Below are 16,794 nucleotides of genomic sequence, written 5' to 3'. Positions count from 1 at the left end.
CGATGTCGGTACCCCAGCTCAACGACGAGCAGCGCGGCGAGGAGATCCTCGCCGTCTTCGACACCGCCTTCGGCCAGCTCCTGGCCGCCGACCCGGCCGCGTTCCGCGTGAAGTTCCGGAAGATGGCGGCCTCGGCCTTCGCGTTCTACCGGGGCACGGCGGCCCTCTTCTACCACGACCTCGACGCAGAGAAGCGCGGCGGCCCGTACCTGGACGAGCGCACCTCGCGCGTGTGGATCCACGGCGACCTGCACGCGGAGAACTTCGGCACGTACATGGACTCGAACGGCCGCCTGGTCTTCAACGTCAACGACTTCGACGAGGCGTACGTCGGCCCCTTCACCTGGGACCTGAAGCGTTTCGCCGCCTCCATCGCGCTGATCGGCTACGCGAAGGCGCTCAGCGACGAGCAGATCACCGAGCTGGTGCAGGTGTACGCGGGCGCGTACCGCGAGCGCGTACACGCGCTGGCGACCGGCGCCAAGCGCGACGAGGTGCCGCCGTTCACGCTGGACACCGCGCAGGGTCCCCTCCTCGACGCGCTGCGTGACGCCCGCTCGCTGACCCGCTTCGGGCTGCTGGACTCGATGACCGAGATCCGAGACTTCGAGCGCCGCTTCGCGCCGGGCGGCGGCTCCATCGAGCTGGACGCGGCCACCCGCTACAAGGTGCTCGCCGCCTTCGACGGCTATCTGGAGACGCTGCCGGAGACGTCCCTGGACCGCCCGGACTCCTACCGGGTCAAGGACGTGGTGGGCCGCCGCGGCATCGGCATCGGCTCGGCCGGCCTGCCGTCGTACAACATCCTCCTGGAGGGCCACAGCGACGCCCTGGAGAACGACGTCGTGATCTACATCAAGCAGGCCCAGACCCCGGCCGTCTCCCGGCACATCACGGACCCGGCGATCGCGGAGTACTTCCAGCACGAGGGCCACCGCACGGTGATCTCGCAGCGCGCCCTGCAGGCGCACGCGGACCCGTGGCTGGGCTGGACCGAGCTGGACGGCGCGGGCCAGCTGGTCGCCGAGGTCTCGCCGTACGCCGTGGACCTGGACTGGGGCGACATCGACGACCCGGAGGAGATCGCGGCCGTGGTCGCCGACCTGGGCCGGGCCACCGCCACCATGCACGCGGCGGCGGACGACACCTCCGGCGAGTCCCTGGTGCCGTTCTCCACGGAGCGGGCCATCGACGCGGCGATCGCGGCCGACGAGGAGGGCTTCGCGGGCCTGCTGTCGGACTTCGCGCACAGCTACGGCGCACGCGCGCGTGCCGATCACCAGATCTTCGTGGACCTGTTCCGCAACGGCAGGATTCCGGGCCTGTAACCTTCCCGGATCCACAGGCCCCCTTTAGGGGTCTCTTACCTGAGTACGTGACAGACTCTCCAGCGCTATGGACATATCCGGGACTCAGCTCAGAGCCGTGCGCGCGGCACTGTTCACGGCCTTCGTCGTGACGCTCAGCACCGCGTCGCACGTCCTGCTGTCCCGGGCCCCCCTGCCGCTGACGACCGTGGCGGCGGTCGCCGCCGGAGTGTTCCTCACCGCGTACACGCTGGCGGGCCGCGAGCGCGGCTTCGGCCGCATCGCGGCTCTGCTGGTCCCGCTGGAACTGGCCGCCGACACGGTGTTCACCACCGGCCAGCACGAGTGCTACGGCAGGGCGGGCGGCCCGGTCGCCGGCCCGCTGCGCGCGGTCGGCCTGGACGTGCTGTGCGGCGGCGGCGCCGTGGGCACGCCGCTGGCCCAGGTGACCGGCGGCCCCGGCCACGCCTCCGCGCTGCTCGCGCACGCCGACCCGGCCGCGGCCTGGCTGCTGCTCGCCGCGCACATCGGCGTCGGCCTCCTGGCCGCCGCCTGGCTGCGCCGGGGCGAGCGGGCGCTGACCCAGCTCCTGCGCGCGGTGGCCGCGACCACCTTCCGGCCGCTGCTGCTGGCGGTGGCCGCGGTGACGGTACGGCCGGCTGCGGTACGCCGGCTGCCGCGCCCCGCGCCGCGCAGGGCCACCGCCCGCGATCTGCTCCTCGTGCACTCCCTGGGACGGCGTGGACCGCCGTGCTCCTGCTCCCGCTCACTGGCCCTCGCCTGAGCGTCACTGACCCTCGCCTGAGCGACGGCAGCTGAGCACAAGCAGTCCCCCACACGTATCCCGCGCACGACACATGCGCGTCCCATATGGAGATCACCAACATGAGCAAGCGGAACAGCCAGGCGGCGAAGAACGCGGCCCGGGAGCGGCTGCGTCTGGAGCGCGAGAAGCAGGCCAAGCGCGCCAAGGTCAAGCGGCAGGTCATCGTGGCCTGCTCGGTGGTGGCCGTACTGGCCGCGGCGGGCGGCATAGGCTACGCCGTCGTCCAGGCCAACAAGCCCAGCTACTGGGAGGGCATGAAGGACGCCAAGGTCGTCGCCCCGGCCAACACCACGGGCACGAACGGCACCACGGTCCTCCTCGGCAAGGACACCGCCAAGAAGACCCTCAAGGTCTACGAGGACCCGCGCTGCCCGGTGTGTGCCTCGTTCGAGCAGGCCGTCAGTTCGACCGTGAAGAAGGACATCGACGACGGCAAGTACAAGCTCCAGTTCATCAGCGGCACGTTCCTCGACGGGCACGACAACGGCGTGGGCTCCAAGAACGCGCTCAGCGCACTGGGTGCCGCGCTCAACGTCAGCCCCGAGGCGTTCCTCGAGTACAAGACCGCGATGTACTCCGCGAAGTGGCACCCGGACGAGACGACCGACAAGTTCAAGGACGACAGCTACCTCATCAAGATCGCCGACACCGTGCCGGCGCTGAAGGGCAACGCGAAGTTCCAGGACGCGGTCGAGAAGGGCACCTACGACGCCTGGGCGATGGCCATGTCGAAGACCTTCGACGACAACAAGGACGGCGTGACGGGCACCCCGAGCTTCATCATGGACGGCAAGAAGCTCACCGCCGACAGCCAGGGCAACCCGCCCATGTCGGTGGCCGATTTCAACAAGGTGGTGGACGCGGCCCTGAAGGGCTGACGATCTTCCTGACGATCCGTCAGAAACTGATCGCCGCATGAAGAGCGGGCGAACTTTGAAAGTTCGCCCGCTCTTGCGCGTACCGATCAGTAACCTGATCGGTCGTGACTAGTCCATACAAGCCATCCGAGGCAGCCAAGCGCCTCAACTCCCTCTCGCCCCGCCGCCGTACGGTCGTCAAGGCCGCGGCGGCGACCGCTGTCCTGGCCGGACCGCTCGCCGCCGCCCTGCCGGCGCGCGCCGCCACGGACGCCCCCGCCTTCCTGCACGGCGTCGCCTCCGGTGACCCGCTGCCCGACGGCATCCTGCTGTGGACCCGTGTGACCCCCACCGCCGACGCGGTACCCGGCTCCGGGCTCGGCCCGGACACCGAGGTGAGCTGGGTCGTCGCCACGGACAAGTCGCTCACGAACATCGTCGCCAGGGGGTCCACCACCGCGACCGCCGCCTCCGACCACACCGTCAAGGCGGACATACGCGGCCTGGCCCCGGCCACCGACTACTGGTTCCGTTTCTCCGCGGGCGGCACCGACTCCCCGGTGGCGCGCACCCGCACCGCGCCGGCGGCGGACGCGGCCGTGCCGGGCCTGCGCTTCGGCGTGGTCTCCTGCGCCAACTGGGAGGCGGGCTACTTCTCCGCGTACCGCCACCTGGCCGCCCGCAACGACCTCGACGCCTGGATGCACCTGGGCGACTACATCTACGAGTACAAGTCCGGCGAGTACGCCGCCCGCGGCACCGTCGTCCGCCCGCACGCGCCGGCGAACGAGATCCTCACGCTCGCCGACTACCGCACCCGGCACGGCAAGTACAAGACCGACCCGGATCTGCAGGCCCTGCACCTCAAGGCACCGGTCGTCGCGATCTGGGACGACCACGAGTTCGCCGACAACGCCTGGTCGGGCGGCGCGGTCAACCACACCGAGGGCGTCGAGGGCACCTGGACCGCCCGTCAGAAGGCCGCCAAGCAGGCCTACTTCGAGTGGATGCCGGTCCGCCCCGCCATCGCGGGCACCACCTACCGACGGCTGCGCTTCGGCAAGCTCGCCGACCTGTCCCTGCTCGACCTGCGCTCCTTCCGCTCGCTGCAGGCGACCACCGCCAGCGGCTCGGTCGACGACCCCGACCGCACCATCACGGGCCGCGCACAACTCGACTGGCTGAAGGCCGGTCTGAAGGCCTCCGACACCACCTGGCGGCTGGTCGGCAACTCGGTGATGATCTCGCCGTTCTCCTTCGGCTCCCTCTCCGCCGACCTGCTCAAGCCGCTCGCCAAGCTGCTCGGGCTGCCGCAGGAGGGCATCGCCGCCAACACCGACCAGTGGGACGGCTACACGGACGACCGCCGCGAACTGCTGGCCCACCTGCGCTCCAACGCCATCCGCAACACCGTCTTCCTGACCGGTGACATCCACATGGCGTGGGCCAACGACGTGCCGGTGGACGCGGGCACCTACCCGCTGTCGGCCTCGGCCGCCACGGAGTTCGTGGTCACCTCGGTCACCTCCGACAACCTCGACGACATCGTCAAGGTCCCCGAGGGCACCGTCTCCACGATCGCCTCGCCGATCATCCGCGCCGCCAACCGGCACGTCCACTGGGTCGACACCGACCGCCACGGCTACGGCGTCCTGGACATCACCGCCGACCGCGCGCAGATGGACTACTACGTCCTGTCCGACCGCACCAACGCCAACGCCACCTCGTCCTGGGTGCGTTCGTACCGGACGCGCACCGGCACGCAGAAGGTCGAGCGGACCTACGACCCGGTGTAACGGCCCGCTAGAGCGATGCGAGGAAGCCGAGCGCCACCCGCCAGGTGGCCTCGGCGGCCTCCTCGTCGTAGTCGGGGAGGTCCGGGTCGGTGTAGAGATGGCCCGCCCCGGCGTATCTGTAGACCTCCACATCGGCACCCGCCCTGCCCATCTGCAGATACCAGGCGCTCAGCCAGTCGTCCGTCTCGAACGGGTCCGGCTCGGCCACGTGCAACTGGACCGGCAGCTCGTCCACCGAGGCATTCGGCGCGATGTCCGACGTGCCGTGCAGGAGCAGCAGTCCGCGCGCCTTGTCGTCGCCGAGGGCCAGGGTCTGGGCGACGGAGGCGCCCAGCGAGAACCCGGCGTACACCAGCCCCCGCTCCGAGTAGGGCGCCGCCGCCAGGACCGCCCGCTTCAGCAACTCGTCCTTGCCGACCTCCTCCTTGAAGGCCATGCCCTCCTCGACCGTCCGAAACGTGCGCCCCTCGAAGAGGTCCGGCGTCCACACCTCGTGCCCCGCGGCCCGCAGACGGTCCGCCGCCGCGCGCACCGCGGGCCCAAGGCCATAGGTCGAGTGAAAGAGCATGATGTTCATGAGGCCATCGTGCCAGCCGACTACGACAACTCCGGACCACGGCCCTGCCCGTCCAGCTCCCGAACACACATGTTCGTGACCGCCCGATGCCGGTTACGTTCGGAGGCATGGAGAACGTACTGCGCCCTCTGATCGTGGTCGGCGGCGCCGTCGTCCTGACCGTGCTGATCGGGTGGGCCACGGATCTGCTGCTGCTCAAGGCCGACGAACGGCACAGCGAGACGCCCCTGTGGGGCCTGCTGCGCCGCGCCCGCGTCCCCTACCAACTCGTGCTGTGCGCGGCCCTGCTCAGAGGCTCCTACGACCAGGCGGAACTGTTGGAGGAGCACCGCGTCGGCATCGGCCGGGCGCTGACGCTGGTGCTGATCGGGTCGGCCGCCTGGCTGGTGGTGCGCATCACGGCGGCGATCGTCGAAACCTCCTACAGCCGCTACGCCCGCGCGCACCGCGACCCGGCCCGGCTCCGCCGGGTCCGCACCCAGGTGTCGCTGATCATGCGTGTGGTCTCGGCGGTCGTCGGGGTGGTCGCCGTGGCCTCGATGCTGCTGACGTTCCCCGCGATGCGCGCGGCCGGTGCCTCGCTGCTGGCCTCCGCCGGCATCCTGGGCATCGTCGCCGGTGTCGCCGCACAGTCCACGCTCGCCAATATGTTCGCGGGGCTGCAGATCGCCTTCGGCGACATGGTGCGGCTCGGCGACACCGTCGTGGTGGACGGCGAGTGGGGCACGGTCGAGGAGATCACGCTGACCTTCCTGACCGTACGCACCTGGGACGAGCGCCGGATCACCATGCCCGTGTCGTACTTCACCTCCAAACCCTTCGAGAACTGGTCCCGCGGCACCCCGCAGATGACCGGGATCGTCTTCTGGCACCTCGACCACTCGGCGCCCGTCGAGGCGATGCGCGAGAAGCTCCGGGACCTGCTGCGCGAGTGCCCGGCCTGGGACGGCCGTGACTACGGGCTCGCGGTCACCGACTCCACGCCGAACACCCTCCAGGTGCGCGCGCTGGTGACCGCCAAGGACGCGGACGACGTGTGGACCGTGCGGGTCACGGTCCGCGAGCAGATGATCCGCTGGCTGTGCGCGGAGCATCCGTACGCGCTGCCCCGGGTCAACACCGCGGACGCGGTCCTGCCGCCGGGCCGTGTGCCCTCCCCCGACGGCTCGGCGCGCCGGGCGCACGAGCCGCCGCGGACCGGCCGGGGGTGAACCCGCGGTGAACCCCGGTGCACCCCTCCTTCGTCGGATCCGCTGCTGTCAGTGACCTCGTTCGGCACCCCCGTTGACCTGGATGATCTGCGAGGTGATGTGCCCGGCGAGCGGGGAGGCCAGCCAGTGCAGAGTGGCGGCGACGTCCCCGGGGGTGCCGGCCCGGCCGGTGGACGTCTCGGCGACGAGCCGTTCCCGTCGCGCCTCGTCGATCGGTCCGCCGAAGAAGTCGGTGTCCTCGACATAGCCCGGCGCCACCACGTTCACCGTGACACCGCGCGGCCCCAGCTCCCGGGCCAGGTCATGGGCGTAGGGGTGGAGGGCGGCCTTGGAGGCGGCGTAGGCCCCGCTGCCCGAGCCGCGGAAGGCGGCTATGGAGCTCAGGAACAGCACCCGGCCTCCCGGCTCGGCCAGCCGGTCCTTGAGCGCCTCCGTGAGCAGCACGGCGGTGAGGGTGTTGAGCCGGAAGTTGATGCCCCAGGCGTGTGCGAGGGCGTCGAGCGGATCGTCGGTCCCGGGCCCGGGTTCCAGTCCCCCGTTGCCCCCGGCACTGTGCACGAGCACGTCCACGGTGCCCAGTTCCTCGGCAACGAACCGGGCCACGCCCCGCACGTCCGCCGGGTCGCCGAGGTCGGCCGCACGGGTGAGTGCCCCGGGCACCCCGGCCTTCTCCAGCACCTCCGCGCGCCGCCCGAGCAGCAGCACCCGGTCCCCGTCCGCCGCGAAGACCCGTGCCGTCGCGAGCCCGATCCCCGTACCGCCACCACTGATCACAATGTTGCGAGCCATGATCCGAGAGTACGAGCGGCGCGACGACCCGGCCTCCGGATATCCACAGCCGCCGTGTGTTCGTATGACCGCCATCGCGTCGTGTGTGCGGCCGTCACATGGACGGCGTCGCGTCGTGCGCCCTCAGCGCAGGCTTCGCACATCCAGATGCCGAAGCACCCGGTCCACGATCTCCGGATCCGCCCCCGGCTCGCTCCGCGCCGCCAGCACCTCGTGCCGCGCCGCGCTCAGCATCTCCCCCTGGATCCGCCGCACCCGCTTCAGCCTCCGGGCCCGCTGCTGGTGGGCCTCCCGCCGCTCCTCCTCGCCCACGTCCGGGCTGATCCGTGCCCCGATGTCGAAGGCGCTGCGCAGCATCTGCTCGGACAGGTCCTCCGACAGGTCCTCGACCTGTTCGATCTCCCGGAGCCTGCGTTTGGCCGCCTTCGCCGCCCGCACGGCCAGCTGCTTCTCGAACTCCTTCTCCCGCTCGTTGTCGGCCCGCACGCCCAGCCGCTTCACCAGCCACGGCAGGGTCAGCCCCTGCAGCACCAGCGTCGCCATGATCACCCCGAACGCGATGAACACGATCTCGTCCCGGTCGGGAAAGGCGGAGCCGTCGTCGGTCTTCAGCGGGATGGCCAGCGCCAGCGCCACCGAGGCCACCCCGCGCATCCCCGACCACCACATGACGACCGTCTCCCGCCAGCTCATCGGGATGTCCTCGTCGTAGTCCCGCTTGGCGTGCAGCCGCTTGGTCAGCCAGGTGGCGGGGAGCAGCCACACCAGCCGTACGAACACCACCACGGCCACGACGGTGCCCGCCCAGCCCAGCATCTCGCCCCACCGCCCGGACGCGGTCCGGATCGCGTTGTGCAGCTCCAGGCCGATCAGCCCGAACGCGACGCCGGTGACGAGTGTGTCCACGATGTCCCAGAACGTGTGCCCGGCGAGCCGTGTCATCACGTCGTCGGCGCCCAGGGCGTACTCGGCGAGGAACAGCGCGGCGGTGAGCACGGCGAGCACCCCGGACCCGTGCAGTTCCTCCGCGAGCACGTAGGACGCGTACGGCACCAGCAGGGTCAGGCCGATCTGCAGGGTCGGGTCCCCCAGCAGGTCGAGCAGCTTGTTCGCGCCCCAGCCCAGCGCGAGCCCCACGGCCACGGCGACCACCGCGGACAGCACGAGGTCGAGACCGGCCCGCCACGGCGAGAAGGTGCCGCTGACGACCGCGGCGATCGCCACGTGGTAGAGCACGATCGCCGTGACGTCGTTGAACAGCCCCTCGCCCTCCAGGATCGACACCAGCCGGCGCGGCAGCCCGAGCTGGCCCGCGACCGCGGTGGCGGCGACCGGGTCGGGCGGGGCCACCAGCGCGCCCAGCGCCACGGCGGCGGCCATCGACAGCCCCGGCACGATCGCCCCGGCGACGGCGGCCACGCTCGCCGTGGTGACGAACACGAGGGCCACGGCCAGCAGGAAGATCGGCCGTTTGTTGGCCGCGAACTGCCGCCACGAGGTCCGTCTCACCGCCGCGTACAGCAGGGGCGGCAGCAGCAGCGGCAGGATCAGCTCGGGCGGGAAGTCCACGTTCGGCACGAAGTCGGCCACGGCGAGGGCGATGCCGAGCAGCGTCATGAGCACCGGAGCGGGCAGTCCCAGCCGGTCCCCCACCGGCACGCTCACCAGGGCCCCCAGCAGCAACACGAACAACAGGGCCAACTGATCCACGGGCGGCGCTCCGGGAGTCGACGATCACGCAGCAGGCCTCAAGCCTGCCACGGCCGCCTCGGCACCGGCCTGTCGGCGGCCCGGCCGCTACAGGGAGCGCCGCATCGCCCGGTGCGGGATCCCCGCCTCCGGGTACTCCGGGCCGTACGCCTCGTACCCGAGCCGCTCGTAGAAGCCCAGCGCGTGCGTCTGGGCGTGCAGGTCCAGCGCCGTCAGGCCACGCGCGCGTGCCGCCTCCTCGATGGCCCGTACGAGCGCGACGCCGACGCCCAGCCCGCGCGCCTCCCGCGCGACCGCGAGCCGTCCCAGGGAGCCCACCGATGGGTCGCCGCCGGTCTTCGAAGCGGCCGCCTCGCCGAACAGCAGCCGCCCGGTGCCGAGCGGCACGCCGTCCTCCCGGACCGCCAGCACGTGCACGGCCACGGCGTCGTACTCGTCGTACTCGATGTCCTGCGGGACGCGCTGCTCGACGACGAAGACCTCCTTGCGCACCGCGAAGCACGCCTCGCGGTCGGCGAGGTCCTCGGCGATCCGCACGGCGCAGCGGGCGCTCATGCCCAGGTCTCCTCGCGGACCTGGTCCAGGGCCTGCTGAAGGTCCTCGGGGTAGTCGCACTCGAACTCGACCCACTGCCCGTCCCCGGGGTGCTCGAAGCCGAGCCGGACGGCGTGCAGCCACTGGCGGGTCAGGCGCAGACGCTTGGCGAGGGTCGGGTCGGCGCCGTAGGTCAGATCGCCGACGCAGGGGTGGCGGTGGGCGGCCATGTGGACGCGGATCTGATGGGTGCGGCCGGTCTCCAGCTTCACGTCGAGCAGGGAGGCGGCGCGGAAGGCCTCGATGAGGTCGTAGTGGGTCACTGAGGGCTTGCCGTCGGCCGTGACCGCCCACTTGTAGTCGTGGTGGGGGTGGCGGCCGATGGGGGCGTCGATGGTGCCGCTGGTCGGGTCGGGGTGGCCCTGGACGAGCGTGTGGTAGCGCTTGTCGACCGTGCGCTCCTTGAACTGGCGCTTGAGCGACGTGTACGCGTACTCGGACTTGGCGACCACCATCAGGCCGGAGGTGCCGACGTCGAGGCGGTGCACGATGCCCTGGCGCTCCGCGGCCCCCGAGGTGGAGATCCGGTAGCCGGCGGCGGCCAGGCCGCCGATCACGGTCGGTCCGTTCCAGCCCGGCGACGGGTGCGCGGCGACGCCGACCGGCTTGACGATCACGACCACGTCATCGTCGTCGTGCACGATCTCCATGCCCTCGACCGGCTCGGCCACGACCTGCACCGGTGCGGGCGCCTGCGGCATCTCGACCTCCAGCCAGGCGCCGCCGCGCACCCGCTCGGACTTGCCGACCACCGAGCCGTCGACCTGCACCTTGCCTGCCGCGGCGAGCTCCGCCGCCTTCGTACGGGAGAAGCCGAACATGCGGGAGATGGCGGCGTCGACGCGCTCGCCCTCCAGGCCGTCGGGCACGGGCAGGGTACGGATCTCGGGAATCGTGCTCACCCGTCGAGTATGCCGGACGGGTGAGACAGCCCCGTACGAGAGGCCCGCGGCCTCAGTCCTTGTGGACGGTGCCGTCCGGGTCCAGACCGCGGAAGGACAGCAGCACGATCAGGATGCCGCCGCAGACGATCGCCGAGTCGGCCAGGTTGAAGACCGCGAAGCCCTTGGGTGCGATGAAGTCGACGACCTCGCCCTCGAAGAGTCCCGGCGAACGGAAGATCCGGTCGGTGAGGTTGCCGAGCGCACCGCCGAGCAGCAGACCGAGCGCGATCGCCCAGGGCAGGCTGTAGAGCTTGCGGGCGAGGCGGATGATCACCACGATCACGGCGGCCGCGATCACCGTGAAGATGATCGTGAAGGCCTGCCCGACGCCGAACGCCGCGCCGGGGTTGCGCAGGGCGTTGAGCTCCAGCCAGTCCCCGACGAGCTTGATCGGCGCGTGGTGCTCCAGCCTCGCGACCACGAGCATCTTGCTGATCAGGTCGAGGGCGTACGCGAAGGCGGCCACCGCGAACAGCACGGCGATCCGGCGCTTGCCCCGGGGCCGCTCGGCCACGGCCACCCGCTCGTCCGCGCCGGACGCACCGGGGACTGCGGGCGCGTCGGCCGCCGCCGCCCGCTCGCCTTTGTCGTCCGGGGTGTCCGGCGTACCGATGATGCGCTCCGCCTCTGCCACGTGAGTCCCTCAACCTAGGTGCCTGACTGAGGACGAGACTACGGCACGCCTCGGACGACCCCTGCGCTCAGTAGCGGCGTTCCTGCTTCTGCTTGCACTCCACGCACAGGGTGGCGCGCGGGAAGGCCTGCATCCGGGCCTTGCCGATGGGGTTGCCGCAGTTCTCGCACAGGCCGTAGGTGCCCGCGTCCAGGCGTTCCAGGGCGCGCTCGGTCTGGACGAGCATCTCGCGCGCGTTGGCGGCCAGGGCCATCTCGTGCTCACGCGTGATGTTCTTGGTGCCGGTGTCCGCCTGGTCGTCGCCCGCGCCGTCCCCGGAGTCCCGCATCAGGCCGACGATCGACTCCTCGGAATTGGTGATCTCGGCGCGCAGCCGCGCCTCCTCGGACAGCAGCTCGGCGCGTGCCTCCTCGACCTCCTCCTTCGTCCAGGGGTCCTCGCCCGGTCGCACCGCGAGCTCGCCGGGCTCCACCGCGGCAACCCGCGCCTTGGGAACGGCGGTCTTCGCCGCCGTGGCCGTGCCAGGAGTCTTCTTCGCAACCACCGTCGTGGCTCCCGTCTGCTTCGCGGCCCGCGCCGCGCCCGCCTTCTTGGCCGTGCTCTTCTTGGCCGCCCCCTTGGCGACAGCCTTTCCGGAGTCGGCGGCCTTCCCGGCACCCGCCTTCCCCTCGACCGCCTTCTTCCCGACGGTCTTCTTGGCGGCCCCCTTCTTCTCTGCGGTTTTCTTCTCTGCGGTTTTCTTCTCCGCGGCCGTCTTCCCGGCGGCCTTCTTCTTCGAGGTGGCGGCCCTCTTGGCTGCCGTCCTCGTGTCGGCGCCGGTCGTCTCCTCAACAGCCGTCTGTTCGGCAATCGACGTCTTCACGGTCACCTTCTTGGCAGCGGGCTTCTTCGCGGCAGACTTCTTCGCGGCGGCCGTCTCGGAGGCGGCCTTCTTGGAGGTGGCCTGCTTCGATGCAATCTGCTTCGAGGCGGCCTTCTTAATCGCACCCTGCTCGGTGACCGCCGTCCCGGTCGCCGCCTTCTTGCCCGCTCGTCTCCCGCCCCCCTCACCGGCCGACCGCACGGCCTTGACCGGCTTCACCGGCTTCACGGAGTTCGCGGTCCGCGCAGCGGCACCTTTCTGCGTGCTCTTCTTCCCGCCTATGCCCTTGGCCGTACCGCCGGAGGCATCCGCGCTGCCGGAGGCCGCCGCGCCCCTGGACCTGCCGGACGCCGACTGCTGTACGGCGGTCTGTTTCACCACCATGGCCGCGGCCCCTTCACATATTGTGATCTTGCACGCGAATCGTGCTGGGACGATAAATCGACTTGAGTCCCGCGGCAACGGGGCACGCCGCCCGATTCGCCCGCCCCGCGCCCCCCGCGCAGCAGGTCTGCATGCGTTGTGCCCAGCTCCCCGCCAGGTAATCCGCCGGGCCGGGCATACCGGGATCCGAACACGCGCGCCTCGCCATTCGGGTCATCTCGCCGCCCACGGGCCGGCGCCCCGGCCGGGCCTTCCGGCCCCCGGGCCGGAAATCCGGTCGGCCGCTGTCCTCGCGGCGCCGTACACTGGGCGGAGCGAAAAGCGTGGATGGGGACGAGTAGCGACGTACGCAGCCCAGAGCGACCCGGGGACGGTGGAAGCCCGGGGGCGAGCGCGACGTGAAGATCACCCCGGAGCCGCCGGAAGAAAGCCCCAGCGCAGGCCCAGGGGCCGGTAGAACCGGCATCGCGACCCCAATGAGGGGGCTCACCGGCGCATACGGCGCGCGGGGAGCCAAGGAGGGTGGTACCGCGGGAGCGCGCCGCACACGGCGTACGTAGCACATACGGCTCTCGTCCCTCCGACGGAAGGCAGCAAGTCCGTTGGAGGAAGCTCGCAGATGACAGCGCCGACGTACCGCCAGGTACCCGCCCAGGTCGACCTGCCCGCGCTTGAGCACGCGGTGCTCGACTTCTGGCGCGAGCAGAAGATCTTCGCCAAGAGCCTGGAGCAGTCCGAGGGCCGCCCCGAGTGGGTGTTCTACGAGGGCCCGCCCACCGCGAACGGCATGCCCGGCGCCCACCACATCGAGGCGCGCGTCTTCAAGGACGTCTTCCCCCGCTTCCGCACCATGCGCGGCTACCACGTGGCCCGCAAGGCCGGCTGGGACTGCCACGGCCTGCCCGTGGAGCTGGCGGTCGAGAAGGAACTCGGCTTCTCCGGCAAGCAGGACATCGAGGCGTACGGCATCGCCGAGTTCAACGCCAAGTGCCGTGACTCCGTACTCCGCCACACCGACGCCTTCACCCAGCTCACGACCCGCATGGGCTACTGGGTCGACCTCGACGACGCCTACGTCACGATGGACCCCGAGTACATCGAGTCGGTCTGGTGGTCGCTGAAGGAGATCTTCAACAAGGGTCTGCTGGTCCAGGACCACCGCGTCGCCCCCTGGTGCCCGCGCTGCGGCACCGGCCTGTCGGACCACGAGCTGGCGCAGGGCTACGAGACGGTCGTCGACCCGTCCGTGTACGTCCGTTTCCCGCTCACCTCCGGTCCGCTCGCCGGCCAGGCCGCGCTCCTGGTGTGGACGACCACCCCCTGGACCCTGGTCTCCAACACGGCGGTCGCCGCGCACCCCGAGGTCAGCTACGTCGTCGCGACGAACGGTGAGGAGAAGCTCGTCGTCGCCGAGCCGCTCGTCGAGAAGGCGCTCGGCGAGGGCTGGGAGTCCACGGGCCAGACCTTCACGGGCGCCGAGATGGAGCGCTGGACGTATCAACGTCCGTTCGAGCTGGTGGAGTTCCCGGAGCCCGCCCACTACGTGGTGAACGCCGAGTACGTCACGACCGAGGACGGTACGGGTCTGGTCCACCAGTCGCCCGCCTTCGGTGAGGACGACCTCCGGGTCTGCCGCGCGTACGGCCTGCCCGTCGTGAACCCGGTCCGCCCGGACGGCACCTTCGAGGAGGACGTCCCGCTGGTCGGCGGCGTCTTCTTCAAGAAGGCCGACGAAAAGCTCACCGAGGACCTCCAGCAGCGCGGTCTGCTCTTCAAGCACATCCCGTACGAGCACAGCTACCCGCACTGCTGGCGCTGCCACACCGCGCTGCTGTACTACGCGCAGCCGTCCTGGTACATCCGCACGACGGCCGTCAAGGACCGCCTCCTCGAAGAGAACGAGAAGACCAACTGGTACCCGGAGACGGTCAAGCACGGCCGCTTCGGCGACTGGCTGAACAACAACATCGACTGGGCGCTGTCCCGCAACCGCTACTGGGGCACCCCGCTGCCCATCTGGCGTTGCGAGGACGACCACCTCACCGTCGTCGGCTCACGCGCCGAGCTCAGCGAGCTGACCGGCACGGACCAGTCCCAGCTCGACCCGCACCGCCCGTTCATCGACGACGTCACCTTCGGCTGCCCGCAGTGCGCCAAGACGGCCACGCGCGTGCCGGAGGTCATCGACGCCTGGTACGACTCGGGTTCGATGCCGTTCGCGCAGTGGGGCTACCCGTACAAGAACAAGGAGCTGTTCGAGAGCCGCTACCCGGCGCAGTTCATCTCCGAGGCGATCGACCAGACCCGCGGCTGGTTCTACACGCTGATGGCCGTCGGCACGCTGGTCTTCGACAAGTCGTCGTACGAGAACGTGGTCTGCCTGGGCCACATCCTCGCCGAGGACGGCCGCAAGATGTCCAAGCACCTGGGCAACATCCTGCAGCCGATCCCGCTCATGGACCAGCACGGCGCGGACGCGGTCCGCTGGTTCATGGCGGCCGGCGGTTCCCCGTGGGCGGCCCGCCGGGTCGGTCACGGCACCATCCAGGAGGTCGTCCGCAAGACGCTCCTCACGTACTGGAACACGGTCGCGTTCCAGGCGCTGTACGCCCGTACGTCGAACTGGGCGCCCAGTGCGGCCGACCCGGCCCCGGCCGACCGCCCGGTGCTGGACCGCTGGCTGCTGTCCGAGCTGCACGCGCTCACCGACCAGGTGACGCAGGCGCTGGAGGCGTACGACACCCAGCGCGCCGGCAAGCTGCTGTCGGCGTTCGTCGACGACCTGTCGAACTGGTACGTCCGCCGCTCGCGCCGCCGCTTCTGGCAGGGCGACAAGGCCGCGCTGCGCACTCTGCACGAGGTCGTCGAGACGGTCACCAAGCTGATGGCCCCGCTGACCCCGTTCATCACCGAGCGGGTCTGGCAGGACCTGGTCGTACCGGTGACCCCGGGCGCCCCGGAGTCGGTGCATCTGGCGGCCTGGCCGGAGGCGGACCTGTCCGCGATCGACCCGGAGCTGTCGAGGCAGATGGTCCTGGTCCGCCGCCTGGTGGAGCTGGGCCGCGCCACGCGCGCGGAGTCGGGCGTCAAGACCCGTCAGCCGCTGTCCCGTGCCCTGGTGGCGGTCGCGGGCTTCGAGTCCCTCCACCCGGAGCTGCACGCGCAGATCACCGAGGAGCTGAACGTCAGTTCCCTGGCCTCGCTGTCCGAGGTCGGCGGTTCCCTGGTGGACACCACCGCCAAGGCGAACTTCCGGGCCCTGGGCAAGCGCTTCGGCAAGCGGGTCCAGGACGTGGCCAAGGCCGTCGCGAACGCCGACGCGGCGGCGCTGTCCCTCGCCCTGCGCGAGGGCACGGCGTCGGTGGAGGTCGACGGGGAGACGGTCACCCTCGCCCCCGACGAGGTGATCATCACGGAGACCCCGCGCGAGGGCTGGTCGGTCGCCTCCGACTCCGGCGCCACGGTCGCCCTCGACCTGGAGATCACCGAGGAGCTGCGGCAGGCGGGCCTGGCCCGCGACGCGATCCGGCTGATCCAGGAGGCCCGCAAGAACAGCGGCCTCGACGTGGCCGACCGCATCGCGCTGCGCTGGACCTCCACGGACCCGGCGGTCATCGCGGCCCTGAGCGAGCACGCCGAACTGATCGCCGACGAGGTCCTGGCGACCGACTTCGCCCAGGGCGAGGCGGACGACACCTACGGCGAGCCGTTCACCGACGAGGGCCTGTCGCTCACCTTCCGCCTGCGCAAGGCCTGAGCCGCACGCCTACTCGGGGCCCGGCCCTCCCACGGGAGCCGGGCCCCGACCCATGCCCGGCACTCCCCCACAGCACGGTGCCTCCAGGCCCAGCGACTCCAGCAGCCGTCGACGTGGAGGGCCGATCACATACACCGCGCCCTCCGCAAAATCGTTCGGGCTGTCACCGATGTCGAAGCCGCCCGCGGTGAGGACGGCGCGGATCGCCTCCGTCATCGCCGAGTCGATCGCACCTATGTGCCCGAGCACCGGGTCCTCGGGCCGCTGCTCCATGGCACAGCGCATCGCGGCCACGCGCAGCACCGGCGCCGGGCGCCAGCTGACGTAGACCCCGCCCGCCTCGTCCGCTCCCGGGTCGACCTCCACGACGGCGCCGGCTCCCACGGCCGGGTCCAGTCCGTGCGGTTCCACGGGCAGTCCCGCCGCCGCCAACTGCGTACGGGCTTCGCTCGCCCACGCCTCCCAGCGCCGCAGCGTCTCGGCGTCGGCCTGCCGGTACCCGGCGAACTCCTGATCGTCCACGGTGCGCACGCTACAGCCCCCACC

The 16,794-nt window shown here is 71.0% G+C and carries 14 protein-coding genes; 6 read left to right on the top strand and 8 right to left on the bottom strand.

The genetic code is table 11. The annotated features are described in order from the left end of the window. Nucleotides 1–2: 2 nt before the first annotated feature. The 4 genes from ACFY1J_RS08515 (at nucleotide 3) to ACFY1J_RS08500 (ending at nucleotide 4,786) form a co-directional block, all read left to right on the top strand. Entirely contained in the window at nucleotides 3–1,328 is a 1,326-nt protein-coding gene (locus tag ACFY1J_RS08515) for a DUF2252 domain-containing protein (protein WP_363297071.1), read from the top strand. Nucleotides 1,329–1,395: 67 nt separating this feature from the next. Beyond that, a complete protein-coding gene (locus tag ACFY1J_RS08510) occupies nucleotides 1,396–2,091 on the top strand; it encodes a hypothetical protein (protein ID WP_363297070.1) in 696 nt (231 codons plus the stop codon). A gap of 101 nt (nucleotides 2,092–2,192) precedes the next feature. Further along, on the top strand, nucleotides 2,193–3,011 hold the full coding sequence (locus ACFY1J_RS08505) for a thioredoxin domain-containing protein (protein ID WP_390709140.1): 819 nt from the start codon (nucleotides 2,193–2,195) through the stop codon (nucleotides 3,009–3,011). A 104-nt stretch (nucleotides 3,012–3,115) separates the two neighbouring features. Further along, entirely contained in the window at nucleotides 3,116–4,786 is a 1,671-nt protein-coding gene (locus tag ACFY1J_RS08500) for an alkaline phosphatase D family protein (protein WP_390709141.1), read from the top strand. Nucleotides 4,787–4,793: 7 nt separating this feature from the next. Here the strand turns inward: ACFY1J_RS08500 and ACFY1J_RS08495 are convergent, their stop codons facing one another. Then, nucleotides 4,794–5,363, bottom strand: coding sequence for a dienelactone hydrolase family protein (locus ACFY1J_RS08495; RefSeq protein WP_390709142.1), 570 nt, complete (start codon nucleotides 5,361–5,363; stop codon nucleotides 4,794–4,796). A gap of 107 nt (nucleotides 5,364–5,470) precedes the next feature. Between ACFY1J_RS08495 and ACFY1J_RS08490 the strand changes: the two genes are divergently transcribed. Continuing rightward, nucleotides 5,471–6,574, top strand: coding sequence for a mechanosensitive ion channel family protein (locus ACFY1J_RS08490; protein WP_390709143.1), 1,104 nt, complete (start codon nucleotides 5,471–5,473; stop codon nucleotides 6,572–6,574). A 48-nt stretch (nucleotides 6,575–6,622) separates the two neighbouring features. On the opposite strand, the gene ACFY1J_RS08485 is transcribed toward ACFY1J_RS08490, so the two are convergent. The 6 genes from ACFY1J_RS08485 to ACFY1J_RS08460 all read right to left on the bottom strand — a co-directional run bounded on the left by ACFY1J_RS08485 (nucleotide 6,623) and on the right by ACFY1J_RS08460 (nucleotide 12,491). Then, on the bottom strand, nucleotides 6,623–7,363 hold the full coding sequence (locus tag ACFY1J_RS08485) for an SDR family NAD(P)-dependent oxidoreductase (RefSeq protein WP_390709144.1): 741 nt from the start codon (nucleotides 7,361–7,363) through the stop codon (nucleotides 6,623–6,625). Between the two features lie 123 nt (nucleotides 7,364–7,486). After that, the gene (locus ACFY1J_RS08480; RefSeq protein WP_390730912.1) at nucleotides 7,487–9,073 is read right to left on the bottom strand and encodes a Na+/H+ antiporter; all 1,587 of its coding nucleotides are present in this window, start codon (nucleotides 9,071–9,073) and stop codon (nucleotides 7,487–7,489) included. A gap of 87 nt (nucleotides 9,074–9,160) precedes the next feature. Continuing rightward, complete coding sequence (locus ACFY1J_RS08475) at nucleotides 9,161–9,628, bottom strand: GNAT family N-acetyltransferase (RefSeq protein WP_390709146.1); 468 nt, start codon at nucleotides 9,626–9,628, stop codon at nucleotides 9,161–9,163. After that, complete coding sequence (locus ACFY1J_RS08470) at nucleotides 9,625–10,569, bottom strand: RluA family pseudouridine synthase (RefSeq protein WP_390730911.1); 945 nt, start codon at nucleotides 10,567–10,569, stop codon at nucleotides 9,625–9,627. The genes ACFY1J_RS08475 and ACFY1J_RS08470 overlap by 4 nt, the downstream gene beginning before the upstream one ends. A 52-nt stretch (nucleotides 10,570–10,621) precedes the next feature. Continuing rightward, nucleotides 10,622–11,245, bottom strand: coding sequence for a signal peptidase II (lspA, locus tag ACFY1J_RS08465; RefSeq protein ID WP_390709147.1), 624 nt, complete (start codon nucleotides 11,243–11,245; stop codon nucleotides 10,622–10,624). 67 nt (nucleotides 11,246–11,312) lie between these two features. After that, nucleotides 11,313–12,491: a TraR/DksA family transcriptional regulator gene (locus ACFY1J_RS08460; protein WP_390709148.1), complete on the bottom strand. Its 1,179-nt coding sequence runs from the start codon at nucleotides 12,489–12,491 to the stop codon at nucleotides 11,313–11,315. Nucleotides 12,492–13,110: 619 nt separating this feature from the next. Between ACFY1J_RS08460 and ileS the strand changes: the two genes are divergently transcribed. Further along, nucleotides 13,111–16,248: an isoleucine--tRNA ligase gene (gene ileS, locus ACFY1J_RS08455; protein ID WP_390709149.1), complete on the top strand. Its 3,138-nt coding sequence runs from the start codon at nucleotides 13,111–13,113 to the stop codon at nucleotides 16,246–16,248. A 9-nt stretch (nucleotides 16,249–16,257) separates the two neighbouring features. On the opposite strand, the gene ACFY1J_RS08450 is transcribed toward ileS, so the two are convergent. Beyond that, complete coding sequence (locus tag ACFY1J_RS08450; RefSeq protein ID WP_390709150.1) at nucleotides 16,258–16,770, bottom strand: hypothetical protein; 513 nt, start codon at nucleotides 16,768–16,770, stop codon at nucleotides 16,258–16,260. Nucleotides 16,771–16,794: the final 24 nt, after the last annotated feature.

It is taken from the genome of Streptomyces sp. NPDC001406, assembly GCF_042895285.1.
Classification (GTDB): Bacteria; Actinomycetota; Actinomycetes; order Streptomycetales; family Streptomycetaceae; genus Streptomyces.
Note: the sequence above shows the minus strand (reverse complement) of the source record. Positions and strands in the feature narration are given on the sequence as shown.